General features: G+C 67.2%; 23 protein-coding genes. 10 read left to right on the forward strand and 13 right to left on the reverse strand.

Annotated elements, in window-relative coordinates:
- Positions 1 to 271, forward strand: a 271-nt coding sequence (locus RBT42_RS03575; protein WP_320362494.1) for a putative solute-binding protein, incomplete at its 5' end; no start/stop codon positions are given.
- A 107-nt stretch (positions 272 to 378) separates the two neighbouring features.
- Here RBT42_RS03575 and RBT42_RS03580 read toward each other — a convergent pair.
- Positions 379 to 990 carry an RNA pyrophosphohydrolase gene (locus RBT42_RS03580; RefSeq protein ID WP_320362495.1) on the reverse strand — a complete coding sequence of 204 codons (612 nt, stop codon included), beginning with the start codon at positions 988 to 990 and terminating at the stop codon, positions 379 to 381.
- A 100-nt stretch (positions 991 to 1090) separates the two neighbouring features.
- On the opposite strand from RBT42_RS03580, the gene RBT42_RS03585 reads away from it, so the two are divergent.
- Positions 1091 to 2854 carry a proline--tRNA ligase gene (locus RBT42_RS03585; protein ID WP_320362496.1) on the forward strand — a complete coding sequence of 588 codons (1764 nt, stop codon included), beginning with the start codon at positions 1091 to 1093 and terminating at the stop codon, positions 2852 to 2854.
- 181 nt (positions 2855 to 3035) lie between these two features.
- Entirely contained in the window at positions 3036 to 3671 is a 636-nt protein-coding gene (locus RBT42_RS03590; protein ID WP_320362644.1) for a lytic transglycosylase domain-containing protein, read from the forward strand.
- 7 nt (positions 3672 to 3678) lie between these two features.
- Here the strand turns inward: RBT42_RS03590 and RBT42_RS03595 are convergent, their stop codons facing one another.
- From RBT42_RS03595 to hemA, 6 genes are all read right to left on the reverse strand, one after another.
- Positions 3679 to 4245, reverse strand: a complete 567-nt coding sequence (locus RBT42_RS03595) for a UbiX family flavin prenyltransferase (RefSeq protein WP_320362645.1) — start codon at positions 4243 to 4245, stop codon at positions 3679 to 3681.
- 8 nt (positions 4246 to 4253) lie between these two features.
- A complete protein-coding gene (grxD, locus tag RBT42_RS03600) occupies positions 4254 to 4577 on the reverse strand; it encodes a Grx4 family monothiol glutaredoxin (RefSeq protein WP_320362497.1) in 324 nt (107 codons plus the stop codon).
- Between the two features lie 100 nt (positions 4578 to 4677).
- Entirely contained in the window at positions 4678 to 5481 is an 804-nt protein-coding gene (locus RBT42_RS03605; protein ID WP_320362498.1) for a hypothetical protein, read from the reverse strand.
- Between the two features lie 112 nt (positions 5482 to 5593).
- Positions 5594 to 6430 carry a peptide chain release factor N(5)-glutamine methyltransferase gene (prmC, locus tag RBT42_RS03610; RefSeq protein WP_320362499.1) on the reverse strand — a complete coding sequence of 279 codons (837 nt, stop codon included), beginning with the start codon at positions 6428 to 6430 and terminating at the stop codon, positions 5594 to 5596.
- Positions 6423 to 7523: a peptide chain release factor 1 gene (prfA, locus tag RBT42_RS03615; RefSeq protein ID WP_320362646.1), complete on the reverse strand. Its 1101-nt coding sequence runs from the start codon at positions 7521 to 7523 to the stop codon at positions 6423 to 6425. Before prfA ends, prmC begins: the two co-directional genes overlap by 8 nt.
- An 8-nt stretch (positions 7524 to 7531) precedes the next feature.
- Positions 7532 to 8875: a glutamyl-tRNA reductase gene (gene hemA / locus RBT42_RS03620; RefSeq protein ID WP_320362500.1), complete on the reverse strand. Its 1344-nt coding sequence runs from the start codon at positions 8873 to 8875 to the stop codon at positions 7532 to 7534.
- 152 nt (positions 8876 to 9027) lie between these two features.
- Between hemA and RBT42_RS03625 the strand changes: the two genes are divergently transcribed.
- The 5 genes from RBT42_RS03625 to bioD all read left to right on the forward strand — a co-directional run bounded on the left by RBT42_RS03625 (position 9028) and on the right by bioD (position 12602).
- Positions 9028 to 9297: a hypothetical protein gene (locus tag RBT42_RS03625; RefSeq protein WP_320362501.1), complete on the forward strand. Its 270-nt coding sequence runs from the start codon at positions 9028 to 9030 to the stop codon at positions 9295 to 9297.
- Position 9298: 1 nt separating this feature from the next.
- Positions 9299 to 9961, forward strand: coding sequence for a 7-carboxy-7-deazaguanine synthase (gene queE, locus RBT42_RS03630; protein WP_320362502.1), 663 nt, complete (start codon positions 9299 to 9301; stop codon positions 9959 to 9961).
- A 25-nt stretch (positions 9962 to 9986) separates the two neighbouring features.
- Positions 9987 to 10361 (forward strand): 6-carboxytetrahydropterin synthase, encoded by a 375-nt coding sequence (locus tag RBT42_RS03635; RefSeq protein WP_320362503.1) that lies wholly within the window; start codon positions 9987 to 9989, stop codon positions 10359 to 10361.
- 66 nt (positions 10362 to 10427) lie between these two features.
- Positions 10428 to 11864: an adenosylmethionine--8-amino-7-oxononanoate transaminase gene (gene bioA, locus RBT42_RS03640; RefSeq protein WP_320362504.1), complete on the forward strand. Its 1437-nt coding sequence runs from the start codon at positions 10428 to 10430 to the stop codon at positions 11862 to 11864.
- A gap of 24 nt (positions 11865 to 11888) precedes the next feature.
- Positions 11889 to 12602 (forward strand): dethiobiotin synthase, encoded by a 714-nt coding sequence (bioD, locus tag RBT42_RS03645; protein WP_320362505.1) that lies wholly within the window; start codon positions 11889 to 11891, stop codon positions 12600 to 12602.
- A gap of 187 nt (positions 12603 to 12789) precedes the next feature.
- On the opposite strand, the gene RBT42_RS03650 is transcribed toward bioD, so the two are convergent.
- The gene (locus tag RBT42_RS03650; RefSeq protein WP_413785845.1) at positions 12790 to 13443 is read right to left on the reverse strand and encodes a Bax inhibitor-1/YccA family protein; all 654 of its coding nucleotides are present in this window, start codon (positions 13441 to 13443) and stop codon (positions 12790 to 12792) included.
- Between the two features lie 159 nt (positions 13444 to 13602).
- Here RBT42_RS03650 and nhaR point away from each other — a divergent pair, with 159 nt between their 5' ends.
- Both nhaR and bioF read left to right on the forward strand, forming a co-directional pair.
- Positions 13603 to 14508, forward strand: coding sequence for a transcriptional activator NhaR (nhaR, locus tag RBT42_RS03655; RefSeq protein WP_320362507.1), 906 nt, complete (start codon positions 13603 to 13605; stop codon positions 14506 to 14508).
- Between the two features lie 37 nt (positions 14509 to 14545).
- The gene (bioF, locus tag RBT42_RS03660) at positions 14546 to 15778 is read left to right on the forward strand and encodes an 8-amino-7-oxononanoate synthase (RefSeq protein ID WP_320362508.1); all 1233 of its coding nucleotides are present in this window, start codon (positions 14546 to 14548) and stop codon (positions 15776 to 15778) included.
- On the opposite strand, the gene RBT42_RS03665 is transcribed toward bioF, so the two are convergent.
- The 5 genes from RBT42_RS03665 to murU all read right to left on the reverse strand — a co-directional run bounded on the left by RBT42_RS03665 (position 15763) and on the right by murU (position 20564).
- A complete protein-coding gene (locus RBT42_RS03665) occupies positions 15763 to 16884 on the reverse strand; it encodes a hypothetical protein (protein WP_320362509.1) in 1122 nt (373 codons plus the stop codon). The two genes, bioF and RBT42_RS03665, sit on opposite strands and share 16 nt — an antisense overlap.
- A gap of 133 nt (positions 16885 to 17017) precedes the next feature.
- Positions 17018 to 17944, reverse strand: coding sequence for a hypothetical protein (locus tag RBT42_RS03670; RefSeq protein WP_320362510.1), 927 nt, complete (start codon positions 17942 to 17944; stop codon positions 17018 to 17020).
- A gap of 56 nt (positions 17945 to 18000) precedes the next feature.
- Complete coding sequence (gene miaB, locus RBT42_RS03675; protein WP_320362511.1) at positions 18001 to 19368, reverse strand: tRNA (N6-isopentenyl adenosine(37)-C2)-methylthiotransferase MiaB; 1368 nt, start codon at positions 19366 to 19368, stop codon at positions 18001 to 18003.
- Between the two features lie 14 nt (positions 19369 to 19382).
- Positions 19383 to 19766 (reverse strand): hypothetical protein, encoded by a 384-nt coding sequence (locus RBT42_RS03680; RefSeq protein ID WP_320362512.1) that lies wholly within the window; start codon positions 19764 to 19766, stop codon positions 19383 to 19385.
- A 90-nt stretch (positions 19767 to 19856) separates the two neighbouring features.
- Complete coding sequence (murU, locus tag RBT42_RS03685) at positions 19857 to 20564, reverse strand: N-acetylmuramate alpha-1-phosphate uridylyltransferase MurU (RefSeq protein ID WP_320362513.1); 708 nt, start codon at positions 20562 to 20564, stop codon at positions 19857 to 19859.
- Between the last annotated feature and the right edge of the window lies 1 nt (position 20565).

Genomic DNA, 20565 nt, shown 5'->3' on the forward strand with positions numbered 1-20565 from the left:
TTTTGGCGAGAAATCGCGCCAGTTCTGGCTGGCCCAGTTCGACCGCGCGCTGAACATCGTCAAGACCGCTGAAAAAGGCATCCCGGCCGCCACCTGGGAAGACTTCCCGGCCGAGAGCATCCCCAAGTACGCCGTGATGTACCGCGAGGCCCGTCTGGAAATCGCCAAGCAAGGCATCTATAACAAGACGACCCTGAACGTGATGAAGAAGGCTCGTTGCAGCGTCAACCCGTCCGATGCCGAGTGCGCCACCCAGCGTGAAATCGACTGATTGACGCTCCATGCCCCTCGGCTGCGGCTGGGCGGTGTGGGCATCAAGGCGAAGGCCCGGAGGCGCAAGCCTGCCGGGCCTTTGTGTCTCTGAGGGGGCGCAAGCGCTCAGTAGCGTGAGGCGGGGGCCGTGTGGCGGTGCTCGTCGTCCGCAGACATGGCATCGCTCTCCGAGGTCTCGTCGTGGACCTCACCCAGTCGATGCGAACGCATGCTGCCGCGCAGGAAGCGGTTGCTCGGACCTTGTGGCTTGGGCAAATAGCGGGCGAGCTCGGAGAGGGCCATCTCGTACACGCCCCGCTTGAACTCGATCACACTCTCCAGCGGCACCCAGTACTCGTGCCAACGCCAGGCGTCGAACTCGGGGTGGTTGGTGGCGCGCAGGTTCATGTCGCTGTCGCGGCCGGTGAGCTGCAGCAGGAACCAGATCTGTTTTTGGCCGCGATAGTGGCCGCGCGCGTCCTTGCGGATGAAGTGCATGGGCACTTCATAGCGCAGCCAATCGCGCGTGCGCGCAATGATCTGGACGTGGTCGGGCAGCAAGCCCACTTCTTCGTGGAGCTCGCGGAACATCGCCTGCTCGGGCGACTCACCGTATTTGATGCCGCCTTGTGGGAACTGCCAGGAGTGGGTGCGGATGCGTTTGCCCCAGAACACCTGGTTACGGTGATTGAGCAGGATGATGCCGACGTTGGGCCGAAAGCCTTCACGGTCGAGCATAATCAACTCCAAATTTTCAACTGGTTTCATTATTGCACCGCTGTGCCGGATCGCCTAGTGTGGTCATCCCGGTCCTTGCGGTGCCTTTGCATTGGTTCCCATGAAAGCCTCTCAGTTCTTCATCTCCACCCTCAAGGAAGCCCCGGCCGATGCCGAGATCGTCAGCCACAAGCTGATGATGCGTGCTGGTCTGATCAAGAAGCTGGGGGCGGGCCTCTACAACTACATGCCCATGGGCCTGCGTTCCATCCGCAAGGTGGAAGCCATCATCCGCGACGAGTTGAACAAGGCCGGTTGCGTTGAGCTGGTCATGCCGGTGGTGCAACCTGCCGAGTTGTGGGAAGAAACCGGCCGTTTCGAGAAGATGGGCGAGGAAATGCTGCGGTTCAAGGACCGCCATGGCCGCGACTTCGTGATCCAGCCCACCGCCGAAGAGGTGATCACCGACATCGCCCGCCAGGAACTGCGCAGCTACCGTCAGCTGCCCAAGAACTTCTACCAGATCCAGACCAAGTTCCGCGACGAGCGCCGTCCGCGCTTTGGCGTGATGCGCGGCCGCGAGTTCACGATGAAGGACGCCTACTCCTTCGACCGTGACGTCGAGAGCGCGGGCAAGACCTACGACGCGATGTACGCGGCCTACACCCGCATCTTCGAGCGCCTGGGCTTGCAGTTCCGCGCCGTGGCGGCTGACACCGGCGCCATCGGTGGTGATCGCTCGCACGAGTTCCAGGTGATCGCCGACACCGGCGAAGACGCCATCGTCTACAGCCCCACCAGCGACTACGCCGCCAACATCGAACTGGCCGAAGCCGTGGGTTTGATCGATCACCGCGCCGCGCCCACCGTCGCGCTGACCAAGGTGCCCACCCCTGGCAAGAGCACCTGCCCGGACGTGGCCGAACTGCTGGGCGTGCCCCTGAGCCACACGGTCAAGTCCCTGGTGCTGGCCACCGACGAGACCAACGAGCACGGCGAAATCGTCAAGTCCACCATCTGGCTGCTGCTGGTGCGTGGTGACCACGACCTCAACGAGGTCAAGGCCGGCAAGATCCAGCTGGCCGACGGTTCGGGCCTGAAGGCGGGCTTCCGCTTTGCGACCGAGAGCGAAATCGTGGCGCATTTCGGCAGCAAGCCCGGCTACCTGGGGCCGGTCCAGTTGCTCAAGCCCGTGAAGGTGGTGGCCGACCGCACGGTGGCGAAGATGAGCGACTTCGTGTGCGGCGCCAACGAAGAAGGCTTCCACCTGCAAGGCGTGAACTGGGGCCGTGACCTGCCCGAGCCCGATCTGGTGGCCGACATCCGCAACGTCGTCGAGGGCGACCCGTCGCCGGACGGCCAGGGCGTGCTGGCGATCCAGCGCGGCATCGAAGTCGGTCACGTGTTCTACCTGGGCACCAAGTACTCCAAGTCGATGAATGCGACCTTCCTCGATGTGGATGGCAAACCCAAGCACTTCGAGATGGGCTGCTACGGTATCGGCGTGACCCGCATCCTGGGCGCGGCCATCGAGCAAAAGCACGACGAGCGCGGCATCATCTGGCCGGACAGCATCGCCCCCTTCACCGTGGTGATCTGCCCGGTGGGCTACGACCGCTCTGAGGCGGTCAAGGCCGCGGCCGACCAGTTGCATGCCGACCTGTTGGCCAAGGGCGTGGACGTGATCCTCGACGACCGTGGCGAGCGCCCGGGTGCGATGTTCGCCGACTGGGAGCTGATCGGCGTGCCGCACCGAGTGGTGTTGGGCGACAAGGGTCTGAAGGAAGGCCTGGCCGAGTACCAGGGCCGCACGGATGCCGAAGCCACCAAGGTGCCGGTGAGCGACGTGTTGGTGCACCTGCTGGCACGATTGCACACTGCTTGAGTCGTGCATGCGCCCGGTGCGCGACAAGGTGCACCGGATGCGGTATGGTGAAAAGATGTCTGTTGGGTCCGTGATTCGCCGGTGTCGGCCAGTGTCAGAGCGTCTGTCTGTGAGCCTGGGTGCGCGTCCCGAAGGGGCAGCACCGCGTCGTTCGCGGCTGCGGGCGTGGGGGCTGGCCGCCATGCTGGCCGCGAGCCTGCCCGGCGCCTGGGCCGGTGCGCAGATCGAGGAGCCTCTGGCGGACTCGGTGCGCTCGGCCTTGTCGGCCGCCGTGGGACGGGGCGAGCCGCCCAAGCTGGTGTTCGCCGACGAAGCGCAACGCCAGCAATGTGCCCGCTGGACGCAGGCCCAGGAAGCCCGTTTGCGCAAGCGCAAACCCGAGGAGCTGGTGCGCACCGAGTTCCTCAACACCGTCTGCTACGAGGCCAAGCGGGCCGGCTTGGAGCCCTCGCTGGTGCTGGGCCTGATCCAGGTGGAAAGCGGATTCCGCAAGCACGCCATCTCGCATGCTGGCGCGCGCGGCTACATGCAGATCATGCCGTTCTGGTCGCGAACCATCGGCAATGGCGATCCGTCCACGCTGTTCCACATGCAGACCAACATCCGCTTTGGCTGCGTGATCCTGCGCCACTACTTGGACCGCGAAAAGGGCAACCTCTTCATGGCCCTGGGGCGCTACAACGGCAGCCGTGGCCGCGCCGAGTACCCGAACATGGTCACAGCCGCTGCACGCGTCTGGCGTGATCAGGAGGCCCAGGCCACTCGGCTGGCCGAGGGTTCGGCCAGCGTGCAGAAGGTCAGCTACACCCGGCCTTGAACGCGGCTCACAGGCCGCGCCACTCTTGTGGCCGGGCCTGCTCGATCTGCAGCAGGGCCAGCACACGTTCCACCGTTTCATTGACCAGTTCGTCGATGCTTTGGGGCCGGTGGTAGAACGCCGGCAGCGGCGGAAAGACGATGCCACCCATTTCGGTGACGGCGGTCATGTTGCGCAGGTGCGCGAGGTTGAAGGGCGTTTCACGCACCATCAGCACCAGGCGACGGCGCTCTTTCAGCGTCACGTCGGCCGCGCGGGTCAACAGGTTGTCGCCCATGCCGTGCGCCACGGCGGCCAGGGTCTTCATGGTGCAGGGGGCGATCACCATCGCATCGGTGGCGTAGCTGCCACTGGCGATGCAGGCGCCCACGTCACCGGGCGCATGGGCTTCGGTGGCCAGGGCCTCCAGGGCCGAGCGGTCCAAGCCCAGTTCGTGGTGCACATTGAGGATGCCCGCCGGGGTGGCGACCAGATGGGTCTGGACCCCCAGGGCACGGGCGCGCTCCAGCAGGCGCACGCCATAGACGGCGCCGCTGGCCCCCGTGATGCCCACGATGAGGCGCGATGGGCGCATGGCGCTCATCAGCCGGCTTGTTGGCCGCCGAGAACCTGTTGCAGTTCGCCCGCCTGGTACATCTCCATCATGATGTCCGAGCCGCCGATGAATTCACCGTTGATGTAGAGCTGGGGGATGGTCGGCCAGTTGGCGTATTCCTTGATGCCCTGGCGGATGCCTTCGTCTTCCAGCACGTTCACGGTGGCCAGATCGGTCACGCCACAGGCCTTGAGGATCTGCACCGCACGGCCGGAGAAGCCGCATTGCGGGAACTGGGCCGTGCCCTTCATGAACAGCACCACGCGGTTGCCTTTGACCAGATCGTCAATGCGTTGTTGAACGTCGCTCATAACCACACCATCTTGTAGAAAAGAAAACAGCCGAGCTTATATCAGGACCGACCTTCTGGCGCGATCTGGGGTTGATTCACCCCTGTTCAGAAGGCCTAGCTCAGAAGGCGTAGTCCACCGAGACCTTGATGAGGGGGCGCCACTGCAGCTTGCCCGACAAGGGGTTGCCGCCCAGGCCGTCGGTGGCCGAGATGCCGGTGCGCCGGGCGTCACGCTGGCCGGTGGCGGTCAGGCCGATGTCGGCGTTGAAGTGCGAGTGGAAGGCGTCGCCAGGCGTGTCGTCCAGCGAGGTGCTGTAGCCTGCGCCCACGTAGGCCATGGTGCGGTCGCGGCCCTGGTGGTCGCCGGGCAGGCGCAGCAGGTCGAGGCGCTGCAGGCTGAGGTTGAGGCCGGGGCTTTGTGCGCCGCCCGTCCACCAGGCCTGTTCGACGTGACCGCGCAAGACGCCGGCGGTGGCGCGGAAGCCGCCGTCGAGGTGGTAGTCGGAGAGGATGTGCAGGCTGCGCAGTTGCAGGCCGGCCGGGCTGGGTTGGGCCAGCACGAAGTTGTTTTTCAAGGGGTCGACGGGACGGTCGATGACGACGCCGATGCGGCCCTCCCATTGCGGCCAGAGTTGGCGCCCCTTGGCTTGCAGACCACTGCCGTCGGCCGGTTGGCGCCAGGGCAGGTGCACGGTGGTGTAGGGTGCCTGGGCCATCTGACGCATCGCGTGGGCGGTCGGCGGGACCAGTTGCGCCTGGGCCGGTGTCAGACAGGCCAGCAGGGCGAGGGGCAACGATGCGCACGCCGGCAAGGAGCGGGATGCCGGCCCCAGCAACGCGTCAGCCCGCGCTCGGGCAAGGCGGCGGCGCGGGGGTTGGTGGATGGCGGTGCGGACGGGCTGGGCGTCGATGGGCGTCGGCATGTCGGGCTCCTTCGCGGGAAGGTGATGCTACGTCGCGGGCCTGGCCTTGTGTCAGAGAGATGTGTGCATTCGTGACCGGGGGCGCCCTGTCACGGGTGAGTGCGCGCCAGGGTCAGGCCGGCCACCGACCGCCGGTACAGCGTGCTTGCTGCCCCAGGTCGAAGCGAGTGCTTACTTCCACAAAGCCGCGTTGGCGCATCAGGGTTTGCACGGCCTCGGCCTGGTCGTAGCCGTGCTCCAGCAACAGCCAGCCGCCGGGGCGCAGGTGATCGGGGGCCTGGGCCACGATCTGGCGCAGGTCATCGAGGCCGTCGGGGCCGGCGGTCAGGGCGCTTTCGGGCTCGAAGCGCAGGGCGGTCATGTGCGGGTCGCCCTCTGCGATGTAGGGCGGGTTGCTGACGATGAGGTCGAAGCGTTCGCCGGCTACCGGCGCGAACCAGGAGCCCAGCAGGCCATTCAGGCGCAGACCCAGGGCAGCGGCGTTGTCCAGGGCCACCTGCAAGGCACCGGCACTGGCATCGACCGCCGTCACGTCGGCATGGGGGCGCTCATGTGCCAGGGCCAGGGCGATGGCGCCACTGCCGGTGCCCAGGTCCAGCACGCGGCGGGGCTGGTCGGTGGGCAGGTGTTCCAGTGCCCAGTGCACCAGGGTTTCGGTGTCCGGGCGGGGGATCAGGGTGTCGGGCGTGACGCGCAGGTTCAGTCCGAAAAATTCCTTGTCGCCCAGCAGGTAGGCGGCCGGCTCGCCCTCGGCGCGGCGGGCCAGCAGGATCAGGTAGCGGGCCTGGGCCTCGGCGTCCAGCAGGTCGGTGTCGTGGGACAGCAGCCAGGTGCGCGAGCGGCCCAGCACGTGGCCGAGCAGCAGGTGGGCGTCGAGCCGGTCCACGCCGCAGCCGGCGGCGCGTGCCAGGGCCTGGGCGACGGTCAGCGGGGTGGGCGTGTCAGACACCGGTGGCGGCCTCCAACTCGGCCAACTGCTCGGCGGCCTGGGCGCTGAGCAGCGCGGCAATCACATCGTCGAGCTCGCCTTCCATCACCGCCAGCAACTTGTAGATCGTCAGGTTGATGCGGTGGTCGGTGAGGCGGCCCTGCGGGAAGTTGTAGGTGCGGATGCGGTCGGAGCGGTCACCGCTGCCGATCAAGCCCTTGCGCAGGGCGGCTTCCTTGGCGGCGCGCTCGCTGCGCTCTTTCTCTTGCAGGCGGGCCTGCAGCACCTGCAGGGCCTTGGCCTTGTTGCTGTGCTGGCTGCGGCCATCCTGACATTCGGCGACCAGGCCGGTAGGCAAGTGCACCACGCGCACGGCCGAGTCGGTCTTGTTGATGTGCTGGCCCCCGGCCCCGCTGGCGCGGAAGGTGTCGATGCGCAGGTCGGCGGGGTTCAGGGTGATGGTGGCGGCCTCGTCGGGCTCGGGCATCACGGCCACTGTGCAGGCGCTGGTGTGGATGCGGCCCTGGGTTTCGGTGGCGGGCACGCGCTGCACGCGGTGGCCACCCGACTCGAATTTCATCTGGCCGTAGACGCCATCGCCCTCGAAGCGCAGCACCACTTCCTTGTAGCCGCCCAGGTCGGACTCGCTGGCCGACATGATCTCGCTGCGCCAGCCCTGGCGTTCGGCATAGCGGGTGTACATGCGGGCCAGGTCGGCGGCGAACAGGGCCGACTCGTCGCCGCCGGTGCCGGCGCGGATTTCGATGAAGGCGTTGCGCGCGTCGTCGGGGTCCTTGGGCAGCAGGGCGGTCTGCAATTGGGCCACCAGCTGATCGAGGTCGGCCTCAGCCTGGGCGATTTCGTCCTGGGCCATGGCGCGCATCTCGGCGTCGTCGCCGGCATCGGCGAGCATTTCGCGGGCGGTGTCGAGGTCTTGCTGGCGCTGGGTGTGGCGGCGGGCCAGGTCGCACACGCTGCTGACTTCGGCGTGCTCCCGCGACAGGTCGCGGTAGCGCTTGTTGTCGGCGGCGACGACCGGGTCGGACAGGGCCATGTCCAGCTCTTGCAGGCGCTGGGCCAGGCGTTCGAGCGAAGAGGCGAGAGAAGGCGCCAGGGCGGCGCTCACGCGAGGTCCTCGTCGCTCAGGAGGCGGCCGCGGGGGCGTTGCAGGTCGGTGGGTAGCACGGCTTCGCCCCGCAGGAACAGGCGCGACAAGGCGGCCACCATCTGCGGACGGGTGTGCGCGTCGGCGCTGTGCAGCTCGACCATGGCGCCGTGCAGCATCTTTTGCGTGAGGCGGTGGGTGAGGGCGTCGAGCACGGCGTCCACGTCTTCGCCCTTGGCCAGCAGCTTGCGGGCGCGGGCCAGCTCGGCCGTGCGCCACTGGTCGGCCTGGCCGTGCAGGGCCTGGATCAGGGGCACGGTGCTGCGCTGGTCGAGCCAGTGCACGAAGCCTTGCACGCCGGTGTCGATGATGGCCTCGGCCTGGGCGACGGCGGCCTGGCGCTTTTCGCCCGCGGTCTGCACCATGGTCGAGAGGTCATCGACCGTGTAGAGGTAGACGTCGTCCAGGCGGGCGACCTCGGGTTCGATGTCGCGCGGCACGGCCAGGTCCACCATGAAGATGGGACGCCGTTTGCGCGCCTTCAGGGCGCGCTCGACCGCACCCAGACCGATGATGGGCAGGGAGCTGGCGGTGCAGGACACCACGATGTCGAACTCGTGCAGGCGCTGCGACAGGTCGGCCAGGCGGATGGCCTGGGCACCCAGGTGGGCCGCGAGCTTTTCGCCGCGCTCCAGCGTGCGGTTGGCGACGGCCATGGCGCGCGGGCTGCGCGCGGCAAAGTGGGTGGCGGTGAGCTCGATCATCTCGCCCGCGCCCACGAAGAGCACGCGCGTCTTGCTCAGGTCTTCAAACAGCTGCGAGGCCAGGCGCACGGCCGCGGCGGCCATGCTGATGGAGTGCGCGCCGATTTCCGTGGAGGTGCGCACCTCCTTGGCCACCGCAAAGCTGCGCTGGAACAGCTGGTGCAGCGTGGTGCCCAGGGTGCCGGCGGTGTCGGCTTCGCGCACGGCCTGCTTCATCTGGCCCAGGATCTGGGGTTCGCCCAGCACCATCGAGTCCAGTCCGCTGGCGACGCGGAAGGCGTGGCGTGCCGCCTGGCCGCCTTCGAGCACGTAGGTGTGGCGCAGCAGTTCGTCGCGCGAGACCCCACCGGTGCGGGAGAGCCAGTCGATCGCGGCATGCCGCAGCTGCGGCACCGGCTTGCCCGCGCCCGCCGCCGCCATATACAGTTCGGTGCGGTTGCAGGTGGACAGCAAGGCCGCTTCGGACTGGGGCGCGCCGGTCAGTTGTTCGCGCAGGGTCTTGAGCGCCGGAGCGATCTGGTCGACCGCGAACGCAAACCGGCCGCGCAGGTCCACTGTCGCGGTTGTGTGGTTGAGTCCCAGGGTCAAGACGGTCATATGCCGGCGATTATAAAATCCACGGCCTGACATGGGGTTCCGTTGACGCGGATGCCCTGGGTGTGCGCTGGGGTGTCGGCCCCGAAACAGCGCATTTTTTTGATGCAGCGCAAGTTCGGCGCCTCGATTGTCTCCGTTTCACAAGGCCTGACATGGGTTTCTTCAGCGCGCTGAATCACGCGTGGAATTTCTTTTTGCCTGCGCTGGCGCTGGCGCTGCTGGTGCCGTCCCTGGCCCGGGTGGTGTGGCGCCAGGAGCTGAAAGGCCGTTCGTGGCGCCGCCAGGTGCAGTGGACGGCGGTGGCCAATGCCGCGGTGTTGGTGCTGGGCCTGATCCTGACTGGGCAGGATGGTGCGGTGGCCACGTATGCCGGCTTGGTGCTGGCCTCGGCGGGGGTGGTGTGGTGGACAGGATGGCAGTGAGATGACCTACAGCGTCAAGGAAATTTTCTACACCCTTCAAGGCGAGGGCACGCATGCCGGTCGCCCGGCGGTGTTCTGCCGCATGGCTGGCTGCAACCTGTGGACGGGCCGCGAGGCCGACCGCGCCAGCGCCATCTGCCAGTTCTGTGACACCGATTTCGTCGGCACCGACGGGCTGGGGGGCGGCAAGTTCGACACCGCGCAGGCCTTGGCCGAACGCATCGCCTCGTTCTGGCCGGACACGCCGGCGGGTCGGCAAGGCCAGCGCTTCGTGGTCGTCACGGGCGGGGAGCCTCTGCTGCAGTTGGACGCGGCCCTGATCGACGCGCTGCACGCGCAGGGCTTCGAGATCGCGGTCGAGACCAATGGCACCGTCGTCGCGCCCGAGGGCCTGGACTGGATCTGCGTGAGCCCCAAGGCTGGCTCCAAGCTGGTGCAGACCCGCGGCCATGAGCTCAAGGTGGTGGTGCCGCAAGCCGGCTTCACCGAAGCGGACCTGCTGGCCTTCGAGCAGCTGGATTTCCAGCAACTGCGCGTGCAGGCCATGGACAGCGCCCAGCCCGAAGCGCGCCGCCAGGCGATGGAGTGGGCCGTGCAATGGTGTCTGGACCACCCGCGCTGGTTGCTCAGTGTCCAGACCCACAAATCATTGGGCATCCGCTGACGCGCTGCCCCTGCAAGGATTGTTGATGTTCGAGTTGAGTCAGACCTTTGCCTTCGATGCGGCGCACACGCTCAAGCGCCAGGTGTCGCCCGAAGAGGCCGCCGGCAGCCGCCGCATCCATGGCCACACCTACACCGCCGAGGTCATCGTGCGCGGCCCGCGTCAGCCCGAGTCGGGCATGGTCGTGGACCTGGCCATCTTGCGCGAGGTGATCGCCGAGGTGCGCAGCCAGCTCGACCACCACTTCCTCGACGAGGTGCCCGGCCTGGGCGCCGCCACGCTGGAAAACCTCTGCGTGTTCATCTTCGAGCGCATCCAGCCGCGCATCCCGCAGGTGGCGGGCGTGGCCGTCTCCCGCGCGGCGGGGGACCGTTGCCTGTATCGCCCCGAACCGGCTTGATCCGGCCCAAGCGCGACGCCGGCCTGCATCGACCCTGACGACACCGACTGCCTGAAGGCCCCACCCATGACTGCCCTGACGCCGATGTCCCTCACCCAGCCGGACTGGGCCGAACGCAGCCGTCAGGCCGTCTGGCACCCGTGCACGCAAATGAAGGTGCACGAGCGCTTCCCGCCGCGCGCCATCGTCGCCGCCGACGGCCCCTGGCTGATCGATGACCAGGGGCACCGCATCCTGGACGCGGTCAGCTCCTGGTGGGTCAACCTGTTCGGCCACAACTTCGGCCCGATCCGCGAGGCCATCATCGACCAGCTGGGCAAGCTCGACCACATCATGCTGGCCGGCTTGACGCACCCGCCGGTGGTCGAGTTGTCCGAGCGGCTGGCCGATCTGACCGGGCTGGGCCACGCTTTCTACGCCAGCGACGGCGCCAGTGCCACCGAGATCGCGCTGAAGATGAGCGTCCACAGCTGGCGCAACCTCGGGCAGCCCGAGAAGCACCAGTTCATCGGCCTGCAAGGCGGCTACCACGGTGAAACCGCGGGCGCCTTGTCCGTCACCGACATCCCGCTGTTCCGCGAGGCCTACGCGCCGCTGCTGCGCCTGAGCGCCACCTTGCCCTCGCCCGATCCGCGCCATGCCACACCGGGCGTGAGCGCCGAGGCGCACACCCAGGCCGCGATCGACGCGCTTGCCGCCTACCTGGCCGAGCACCACACGCGCACCGCCGCCCTGATCCTGGAGCCGCTGGTGCAAGGTGCTACCGGCATGGCCATGTACGCGCCCGACTACCTGGTGGCCGTGCGCGAGCTGTGCGACCGCTACGCGGTGCATTGGATCGCCGACGAGATCGCCGTGGGTTTTGGTCGCACCGGCACCTTGTTTGCGCACCAGCAGGCGCGCCGGGCCGATGGCAGCGGGGTCAAGCCCGACTTCATCTGCCTGAGCAAGGGCCTGACCGGTGGCGTGCTGCCCCTGTCGGCCGTGCTGACCACCGACGCGGTGTACGCGGCCTTCTACGATGACCGCACCGTGCACGGCTTCCTGCACTCGCACTCGTACACCGGCAACCCGCTGGCCTGTCGCGCCGCCCTGGCCGTGCTCGACACCTTCGCGGCCCGCGATGCCGAGGGTCACGATGTGCTGAGCCGCAACCGCGTGGCGGCCGAGCGCTTCACGCAACTGACCGCGCCGCTGCGCGCCCACCCGCGTGTCAAGGCCACGCGCCACCTGGGCATGATCTGGGCCTGGGACATCGATACCACCGAGCCCACCTTTGCCGCCCGCTACCACCGCGCCGCGCTCGACGCCGGTCTGCTGCTGCGTCCGATTGGCAGCACGCTCTATGTCATGCCGCCCTATGTGCTGACCGAGGCCGACCAGCGCGCGCTGGCCGACGGCCTGGTGCGCGTGCTCGACCAGGTGCTGGCCGAGATCGACGCCTTGCCTGTGTCGTCGGTGCCGAACGCCATTCCGGCCGCCGATGCTGTGCGCATGGCCTGAACCCCTGACCCAGAGCGCCCTGACATGTCCCTCGCTTACTTCATCACCGGCACCGACACCGGCGTCGGCAAGACCCGCACCAGCACCACCGACATCCATGCGCTGCGCCAGGCCGGTCATGCCCGCGTGGTCGGCATGAAGCCGGTGGCCTCCGGCTGCGACTGGGTGGAGGAGCAGGGTGACGAGCCCGGCCACTGGCTCAACGAGGACGTTGCCGCCATGCGCGCCGCGGCCAGCCTGCGCGTGCCCGGTGGCTTCGACAATCCCTATGCCTTGCCCGATGCCGTGTCGCCGCACATCGCGGCCCGCCGCGCCGGCGTGGTGATCGACCTCGACCACATCGAGGCAAGCTTTCACGCGCTGCGCCAGCACGCCGATGCCGTGGTGGTGGAGGGCGCGGGTGGCTTCATCGTGCCGCTGTGCGAGCCCGATCCCGATCTGGGTGGCGACTGGGTGACCAGCGCCGACCTGGCGCAGCGTTTGAACCTGCCCATCATCCTGACGGTGGGTGTGCGCCTGGGCTGTATCAACCATGCGCTGCTGACGCAAGAGGCCATCCTGGCGCGCGGCCTGAAGCTGGCTGGCTGGGTGGCCAATGTGATCGACCCGCAGATGTCGGAGCAGGCAGCCAACCTGGCCACGCTGAAGGCGCGCTTGCAGGCGCCCCTGCTGGCGCACTGGCCGTGGCAGCCCGATGCCGATCCGGCCGAACTGGCGCGCAGCTTGCGTCTGCCCTGAAGGCTGCTCGGAGCCAATGCGCCCGCGCTGACCGATCTGATCCGAGCCAGCGGCGCCATCTCCGCGCTCCCATGAAAAACGCCCGGTGTGGCCGAGGCCGACACCGGGCGATCAAAGCTTGACCCGTCTACAGGCTGTGGGTCACACAACCCCGTCCGTCAAGCTGGCACCACACTCGTTCACGTGTTCAGTCGTCGCTGCCGCCACCCAGGCCGAACAGCATCAGCAGGCTGCTGAACAGGTTGTAGATCGACACGAACAGGCCCACGGTGGCCATCACGTAGTTGGTTTCACCGCCGTTGACGATGCGGCTGGTCTCGAACAGGATCATGCCGCTGGCCAGCAGCACGACCATGCCCGACACGGCCAGGCTCAGCGCCGGGATCTCGAAGAAGATCGCACCCAGGCCCAGCACCATCGCGGTCAGCATGCCGATCATCAGGAACTTGCCCATGAAGCTGAAGTCACGCTTGGTGGTCAAGGCAATCGCCGACAAGCCCAGGAAGGCCGCGGCCGTGGCCGCCAAAGCGTTGGTGATGGCGGCGCTGCCACCGGGCAGGCTCATCACGGCGTTCAAGGTGGGGCCCAGGGTGTAGCCCATGAAGCCGGTCAGGGCGAACACGGCCAGCACGCCCTTGCCGCTGTTGGCCGTCTTGTTGACCAGGAAGAACAGGCCGTAAAAGCCCACCAGGGTCACCAGGATGCCAGGATGCGGCAGCTTCAGGCTCATCGCCACGCCGGCGACCAGGGCGCTGAACGCCAGGGTCAGGCCCAGCAGGGCGTAGGTGTTGCGCAGCACGCGTTGGGCGCTGGCAGGCGTCACCGTGGTGACGTCGCCCATGGGGAACGCTCGCACTTCGGATCGGATGTCGTTGGACATGGAGAAACTCCTTGCAGAAAACTGTGGCACCGGATACGGACCACGACACGACGCACTGTACGCAGCTCAATGTTTCGCGTAAATTCGGTTTTTTGACGAAAACATATCGGTGAAACCGAAATGAACTACAAGCACCTGCTGTACTTCTGGACCGTGGCACGCCTGGGCGGCGTCGTGAAGGCGGGCGAGCACCTGCACGTCACGCCCCAAACCATCAGCGGCCAGATCCAGCTGCTGGAAGAGCATTTCGGCCGCCCGCTGTTTCGCAAGAAGGGTCGCAAGCTGGAGATGACCGAGACCGGCCAGCTTGCCTTCAGCTACGCCCAGGACATCTTCAACCTGGGGGCCGAGCTGGAACAGGTGGTGCGCCAGCCCAAGGGTGCCTTGCGTCCGGTCGAGCTGCGGGTGGGCAATGCCGATGCGGTGCCCAAGCTGGTGGTGACCCGCCTGCTGGAGCCGGCCATGAGCCAGGCCCAGCCCTTCAAGGTCATCAGCCGCGAAGGCAAGCTCGACAGCCTGCTGGCCGAGCTGGCGGTGCACCGGCTGGACCTGGTCCTGTCTGACATCCCGCTGCCACCGGCCCTGAGCGTGACCGCCTTCAACCACCGACTCGGTGGTGCCAACGTGGGTTTCTATGCCGCACCGGCCTTGGCCGAGCGTGCGCAAGGGGTGTTCCCAGCCTGCCTGGATGGCCTGCCTTTGCTGGCGCCGGGTGCCGACTCGGCCATGGGGGTGCGCCTGACCCAGTGGCTGGGCAAGCACAAGCTGCGCCCTCGCGTGGTCGGGGAGTTTGACGATGGCGCGTTGGTCACCGAGCTGGGCAAGCAGGGCCACGGCGTGTTCGTCGCGCCCATGGTGCTGGACCAGGAGGTGCGCAGCCAGTACGGCGTGCGCCTGTTGGGTGAGGCCACCGACCTCATCGAGGAGTTCTACGTGATCACGGTGGAGCGGCGCATCACCCACCCCGGTGTGGCAGCGATCACCCAGGCGGCCCGTGCTGGCTTGTTTGCCGCCTGGAACCGCTGAGGCCGAAAAGCCTCGCACTTGGGGTTACCCTTGGCCCATGACTGGATTGTTTGACCAAGAACTGGCGCAACTGCGCACCGCCCACCTGGCCCGCCAACGCCGCCAGGTGATGCCTCTGAAGGCGCCCGTGGACCTGTCCGCCGCCGAAGAGGATCTGCGCGGCACCCACTACCTGATCAACGGGCAGGCTCGCCTGTCCTTCGGCAGCAACGATTACCTGGGCCTGTCCCAGCATCCGGCGGTCATCACGGCCGCGCAAGAGGCCGCTGCCCGCTATGGCGTGGGTGCGACCGCCTCGCCCCTGGTCTGCGGGCACAGCCCGGCCCACGAGGCCCTGGAGAACGAACTGGCCGCCTTGGTCGGCTTGCCACGGGCCTTGTACTTCTATGCCGGCTATGCGGCGAACGTCGGCATCATCCCGGCCCTGGTGGGCAAGGGCGATGCCGTGTTCTCCGATGCGCTCAACCATGCCTGCCTGATCGACGGCATCCGCTTGTCGCGGGCCGAGCTGCATGTGGTCCCACACGCCGACTTGGCTGCGCTGGAGCAGGCGCTGCAAGCCAGCACGGCCAAGCGCAAGCTGGTGGTGACCGATGCGGTGTTCAGCATGGACGGCAATGTGGCCGATGTGCCGGCGCTGATGGCCCTGTGCGAGCGCTTCGATGCCTGGCTGATGATCGACGATGCCCACGGCTTTGGCGTGCTGGGCGAGCATGGCGAGGGCACCTTGTCGTACTTCGGCATGGCGGGGCGCGACGGCGTGGCGCCCGCCTGGCAGGGGCGCATGGACCGCCTGATCTACATGGCCACCCTGGGCAAGGCGGCCGGTGTGGCCGGGGCCTTTGTCGCGGGGGAGCCCAGCATGGTCGAGTGGGTGCTGCAAAAAGCGCGCACCTACATGTTTGCCACGGCCACGCCGGCCATGATCGCCGAAGCTTTGCGCGCCAGCGTGCGCGTGATGCAGGAGGAGGGCTGGCGTCGCGATCACCTGCGGGCCTTGCAGCAGCGCCTGCGCGAGGGCATCGCCTCGGCCCACTTGCCTTGGCAGCTGATGCCGTCGGACACCGCCATCCAGCCCTTGATCATTGGCAGCAATGAGGCGGCGCTGGCGGTGATGGCCAAGCTCGATCAACAAGGGGTCTGGGTGCCCGCCATCCGACCGCCCACCGTGCCCGAGGGGACCGCGCGCCTGCGTATCTCGCTGTCAGCCGCTCACACGCTGGCACAGGTCGACCAGCTCGTGGCCGCCCTGACTCAGGCCGTGGCGTAGCCGAACAGGCGCTGGCGGTTGAGGCGCAGCAGGACGTTGTCACGCGGCACGGCGGCGACCACCTTGTACTCGCCTTTGGTGGTGTCACGCAGCTTGGCGTCGGGAAACACCCAGCCGTCGGCGCTGATGAGGCTGTGGACGAGTGGCGCATTGGCTGTGGGGCCTTTGCGGGTCACCACGGCGGTGTCGCCATTGGCGAGTTTCACGTAGGAGCCCGGCGGAAAGATCCCCATTTCCTTGATGATGGCCCCTACATAGGGATTGTCGGCGCCGCCCGCATGGACATACAGATCACGCGCCGCCACGTTGACCGCCAGGGCTGGGCGGGTGGCGCGCGGGCTCATCTTGGCCAGGTACACGTCGGCATAGTGAATCATGCAGGCCAAAGGGCCGAAGGTGCCATGGTCAGGAGGCAGGGGCTTGCCACCCTGGGTCACGTGGTGGTGCTCGACGGTGTGCAGCCAGGCTGCGTCGGTGACGCCCGCGGCCTCCAGCATGTCGCGGCTCTTGCGCGGGTGTGCATCGATCTCGGCGCGCTGTTCGGGGGTGGGGGGCGTGGGCTGCTTGGCCAGCACATTCTGCATGTTGAGCATGCTGATGTTCATGGTCAGCGCCGACTGCATCAAGGTGTGGCGATCAGATTCACTCCAGCCAAATCGCTCGGCCACCAGACAGGCCACAAACGCGGTCTGCAGCGAGTGCATCACCGCATAGCCCACGGGCTGGCCGTGCAATATCTCGAAGGAGCCGATCTCGATGTCGTCCTTCATCGCTTTCTGGATGGTTCCCGTCAGCTGCTGAATCTCGGTCACGAAGGTCGGGCTGTCCGGGCGCAGCAGCACCTGGGCCACGTTGCGCAGGATGTTGGACCACAGCGTGAACGGGTCCATCTTGGCAGCGACGGCACTTTCGGCAGCTTTGCGGGCATGCTGCTCGTACTCGTCCTGATCGACGTACATGCCACGCGCCAGCAGCGCGTCAATCTGGGCCTGGCTGGTGAGCACGAAGCCCTTGCTCAACAGCAACTGCCCGGGCTCGTTGTGAACGTTCCAGGGCAGAGGGTGGTTGAGGCGGATGTGCTGGGTGCACAGTCTCAGGAGCTTCATGGACGACACTCACTACTGCAATTTCTTGCAGATTCGGACATTTGGCCGAAGGTGTGTCGGGGGACAAACCCCCGGGTGTGTCGCCATTCGTGGACGATGTCACGCGAATGAGGGGGCTTGCTGCGACCGGTGATCAGGTGCCGGGATGGCCAAACAGCATCTGCCGGTCAAGGTGCAGTGGCACCTGACCACGCGGCAGGGCAGCCACCACCTTGAACGCGGGCTGGGTCGTGTCGCGTGCCAGCGGCGCGGGGAGGGGGCGGGCGTCGCGGTCCATCACGCTGTGCACGGCCGGGCTGTCGGGGGTGGCGCCACGGTGCAGCACGATGGCGGTCTCGCCGTTGCGCAGCTTGACGAAGGTGCCAGGCGGAAAGATCCCCATCTCCTGCAGGATGGCGGTCACAAAGGGGTTGTCGGCCCCGCCGGCGCTGACGTGGAACTCGCGTGCGGCGACGTTGACCGCGATGGCCGCACGGGTGGCCCGGGGGCTCAGTTTGGCCAGGTAGACATCGGCATAGTGGATCATGCAGGCCAGCGGGCACAGGTCACGGCGCTGGCGCGGCAGGGCATGACCGCCCGGGGTCACATGGTGATGCGTGATGGTGTCCAGCCAGTCGGCATCGGTGATGCCGGCGGCCTCCAGCATCGCCCGGCCCCGTTGGGCATGCGAGGCAATCTCGGCACGCTGGCGCGACGTGGGGGGCGTGGGCTGCGTGACCAGCGTGTTCTGCAGGTCCAGCATGGCGATGTTCATCGTCAGGCCGGCGCGCACCAGGGTGCGCCGGGCGCTCAGGCTCCAGCCGCAGCGCTCGGCCACGAGGGCGGACACCAGGGCCGTGCGCAGCGCATGGGTGACGGCATAGCCGGCCGCGTCTTCGCCATGGAGCAGGGCGAAAACGCCGGCATCCGGGTCTCGCGTCAGTGCCGCGAAAATGGCGTCGGCCAGGGTTTCGAGGCGTGGCGCGAAGTCCGCCACGTCGGGGTGATGCAGCACATGCGCCGCCTCGGCCAGGAGCGCGTCCCAGCAGGCGATGGGGTCGGCGGCGACGGCGTCAGACATGCTTGGATCCCTTGCTCAGGTCGCTGGTCTGGGGTGGCGCCGCCATGCCGGGTGGGTCAGGCGGCCTGGTCGAGCAGGATGTCCGCCCGCAGCGAGTGCGGGAAGGCCTTGGTGATCTTCACGTCGATCAGCTGTCCGACCAGGCGGTCACGCAGGGCCTGTGTGGGGCCAGCGGCGAAGTTGACGATGCGGTTGCACTCGGTGCGGCCCATCAGCTCGCTCGGGTCCTTGCGGCTCGGGCCTTCGACCAGGATGCGTTGGGTCTTGCCCACCAGCGCTTCGCTGTAGCGCAGCACATTGGCTTCCAGGTAGGCCTGCAGCGTTTGCAGGCGCTTGAGCTTGACGTCGTAGGTGGCGTCGTCTTGCAGCGAAGCGGCCGGGGTGCCGGGGCGCGCGCTGTAGATGAAGCTGAACGAGGCGTCGAACTCGAGGTCGGTGGCCAGCTTCATGAGCTTGTCGAAGTCTTCATCGGTCTCGCCGGGGAAACCGACGATGAAGTCGGTCGACAGGCTGATGTTGGGGCGCACAGCGCGCAGCTTGCGGATGGTGCTCTTGTACTCCAGCGCCGTGTAGCCCCGTTTCATCGCCATCAGGATGCGGTCGGAGCCGTGCTGCACGGGCAGGTGCACGTGGTTGACCAACTTGTCGGTCTTGCCATAGACGTCGATCAGGCGCTGGCTGAACTCGTTGGGGTGGCTGGTGGTGAAGCGGATGCGCTCGACACCGGGGATCTCGGCCACGTACTCCAGCAGCATCGCGAAGTCGGCGATCTCGCTGGTGTCGCCCATCTTGCCGCGGTAGCCATTGACGTTCTGGCCCAGCAGGGTGATTTCCTTGACGCCCTGGTCGGCCAGGTCGGCCACTTCGGTCAGCACATCGTCGAACGGGCGCGAGACCTCTTCGCCGCGGGTGTAGGGCACGACGCAGTAGCTGCAGTACTTCGAGCAGCCTTCCATGATCGACACGAAGGCCGATGCACCCTCCTTGCGCGGCGGGGGCAGGTGGTCGAACTTCTCGATCTCGGGGAAGCTGATGTCCACCTGCGGGCGCTTGAGTTGCGTGCGTTTTTCCAGCATGGCCGGCAGGCGGTGCAGGGTTTGCGGGCCGAAGACCACGTCCACATAGGGCGCTCGCTCGATGATGGCGGCGCCTTCCTGGCTGGCCACGCAGCCACCCACGCCGATCATCACGCCCTTGTCCTTGAGGTGCTTGACGCGGCCGAGATCGCTGAACACCTTCTCTTGTGCCTTCTCGCGGATCGAGCAGGTGTTGAAGAGGATCAGGTCGGCTTCTTCGGGGTTGTCGGTGGGCGTGTAGCCTTTGGCGGCGTTCATGACGTCGGACATCTTGTCCGAGTCATATTCGTTCATCTGGCAGCCATAGGTCTTGATGTAGACCTTCTTGGTCTCGGGCGCGGTGCTCATGGGTCGGGAGGGGATCAGGGCTTGATCCAGGCAAAATTGATCGGGTCGTAGGTCCAAGTGGCGGCTTCCTTGGGGGTCGAGGGCCAGCGCTTGGCCAACTCCTCCGGACGCAGGATCCACACGTTGAACAACAGCCCGTACGGGTCGACCGTGTAGTTCACCTTGAGCTTTTGTCCGGCCAGGGCGCCGGACAGCACCACCATGTTCTGCGCGTCGCGGATGCGGGCACCGGGGGCCAGACGCATGGGCTGGCCATTGAGCAGGACTTCAGGCGGTTGACCGAAGGCCACTTCTCCACGCAGGGAGTCCATCGGCAAGGTGCGTGTGACCTGGGCGCAGGCCAAGGCCGGGACAGCCAGGGCCGCAGCGGCCAGGACCATCGAAAGACAGCGGGGCATGGTGTAGATCCAGGGGCTGTTGATCAAGCTCGGATTTTACCCGTCACAGCCGCGCCTGTGTGGGGCTTTTCCCGCCCGCCGTCGGAGGGGTCAGAGCGCCGCGTTCAGCTCGGCCAGACGCTGGGGCGTGCCCACATCGACCCAGGGGCCGGTGTACAGCCGGCCGCTCAGGCGGCCGCCATCGATCGCCCGCTCCAGGCAGGGGCGCAGCGCCGCCTTCTCACCGGGCTGGATGCCCGCCACCATGGCCGGGCGGTACAGGCCGATGGTCGAGTAGGTGTAGGCGGGCGTGCCGGTGGTGGTCTGGTCCTTGCGCTGCACGCGCCCGTCGGGCGTGAGAGCAAAGTCGCCTTGCGGGACGTGGGCCGGGTTGGGCACCAGCCACATCTGGCCCCAGTCGGGGCCTTCGACGAAGGCCTGCGCGGCGCTCGCCTCAAAGCGGAAGCCCGGCACGAACACATCACCGGCCAGCACCCAGAAGGCCTCGCCCAGCATCGGCAGGGCCTGGGCCATGCCGCCGGCGGTTTCCAGCGCGCCACCGTGGTCGCGGCCTTCCATTGAGTAGCGGATGCGCAGGCCCCAGCGCGAACCATCTCCCAGTGCGGCGGGGAACTGTTCTTCCAGGTGGGCGGTGTTGATCACGACCTCGCGCACCCCATCGCGCGCCAGCGCTTCCAGGTGCCACTCGATCAGCGGCTTGCCCTGAACGCTCAACAGCGGCTTGGGTGTGGTGTCGGTGAGCGGGCGCATGCGTTCGCCGCGACCGGCGGCCAGGATGAGGGCGGGCAGATTGTGCATG

Origin of the sequence: Aquabacterium sp., assembly GCF_034003525.1 — a bacterium.
In the GTDB taxonomy this organism is placed as follows: domain Bacteria; phylum Pseudomonadota; class Gammaproteobacteria; order Burkholderiales; family Burkholderiaceae_C; genus Aquabacterium.

What these genes read in the sequence shown, in the direction of transcription:
- RBT42_RS03650 (WP_413785845.1), bottom strand. Translation starts at nt 13,443, where the DNA reads ATGGGCGACGTCACCACGGTGACGCCTGCCAGCGCCCAACGCGTGCTG.
- RBT42_RS03595 (WP_320362645.1), bottom strand. Translation starts at nt 4,245, where the DNA reads ATGCGCCCATCGCGCCTCATCGTGGGCATCACGGGGGCCAGCGGCGCC.
- nhaR (WP_320362507.1), top strand. Translation starts at nt 13,603, where the DNA reads ATGAACTACAAGCACCTGCTGTACTTCTGGACCGTGGCACGCCTGGGC.
- RBT42_RS03585 (WP_320362496.1), top strand. Translation starts at nt 1,091, where the DNA reads ATGAAAGCCTCTCAGTTCTTCATCTCCACCCTCAAGGAAGCCCCGGCC.
- murU (WP_320362513.1), bottom strand. Translation starts at nt 20,564, where the DNA reads ATGCACAATCTGCCCGCCCTCATCCTGGCCGCCGGTCGCGGCGAACGC.
- RBT42_RS03580 (WP_320362495.1), bottom strand. Translation starts at nt 990, where the DNA reads ATGCTCGACCGTGAAGGCTTTCGGCCCAACGTCGGCATCATCCTGCTC.
- RBT42_RS03590 (WP_320362644.1), top strand. Translation starts at nt 3,036, where the DNA reads ATGCTGGCCGCGAGCCTGCCCGGCGCCTGGGCCGGTGCGCAGATCGAG.
- RBT42_RS03605 (WP_320362498.1), bottom strand. Translation starts at nt 5,481, where the DNA reads ATGCCGACGCCCATCGACGCCCAGCCCGTCCGCACCGCCATCCACCAA.
- hemA (WP_320362500.1), bottom strand. Translation starts at nt 8,875, where the DNA reads ATGACCGTCTTGACCCTGGGACTCAACCACACAACCGCGACAGTGGAC.
- miaB (WP_320362511.1), bottom strand. Translation starts at nt 19,368, where the DNA reads ATGAGCACCGCGCCCGAGACCAAGAAGGTCTACATCAAGACCTATGGC.
- grxD (WP_320362497.1), bottom strand. Translation starts at nt 4,577, where the DNA reads ATGAGCGACGTTCAACAACGCATTGACGATCTGGTCAAAGGCAACCGC.
- bioA (WP_320362504.1), top strand. Translation starts at nt 10,428, where the DNA reads ATGACTGCCCTGACGCCGATGTCCCTCACCCAGCCGGACTGGGCCGAA.
- bioD (WP_320362505.1), top strand. Translation starts at nt 11,889, where the DNA reads ATGTCCCTCGCTTACTTCATCACCGGCACCGACACCGGCGTCGGCAAG.
- queE (WP_320362502.1), top strand. Translation starts at nt 9,299, where the DNA reads ATGACCTACAGCGTCAAGGAAATTTTCTACACCCTTCAAGGCGAGGGC.
- RBT42_RS03665 (WP_320362509.1), bottom strand. Translation starts at nt 16,884, where the DNA reads ATGAAGCTCCTGAGACTGTGCACCCAGCACATCCGCCTCAACCACCCT.
- RBT42_RS03680 (WP_320362512.1), bottom strand. Translation starts at nt 19,766, where the DNA reads ATGCCCCGCTGTCTTTCGATGGTCCTGGCCGCTGCGGCCCTGGCTGTC.
- bioF (WP_320362508.1), top strand. Translation starts at nt 14,546, where the DNA reads ATGACTGGATTGTTTGACCAAGAACTGGCGCAACTGCGCACCGCCCAC.
- RBT42_RS03635 (WP_320362503.1), top strand. Translation starts at nt 9,987, where the DNA reads ATGTTCGAGTTGAGTCAGACCTTTGCCTTCGATGCGGCGCACACGCTC.
- RBT42_RS03670 (WP_320362510.1), bottom strand. Translation starts at nt 17,944, where the DNA reads ATGTCTGACGCCGTCGCCGCCGACCCCATCGCCTGCTGGGACGCGCTC.
- RBT42_RS03625 (WP_320362501.1), top strand. Translation starts at nt 9,028, where the DNA reads ATGGGTTTCTTCAGCGCGCTGAATCACGCGTGGAATTTCTTTTTGCCT.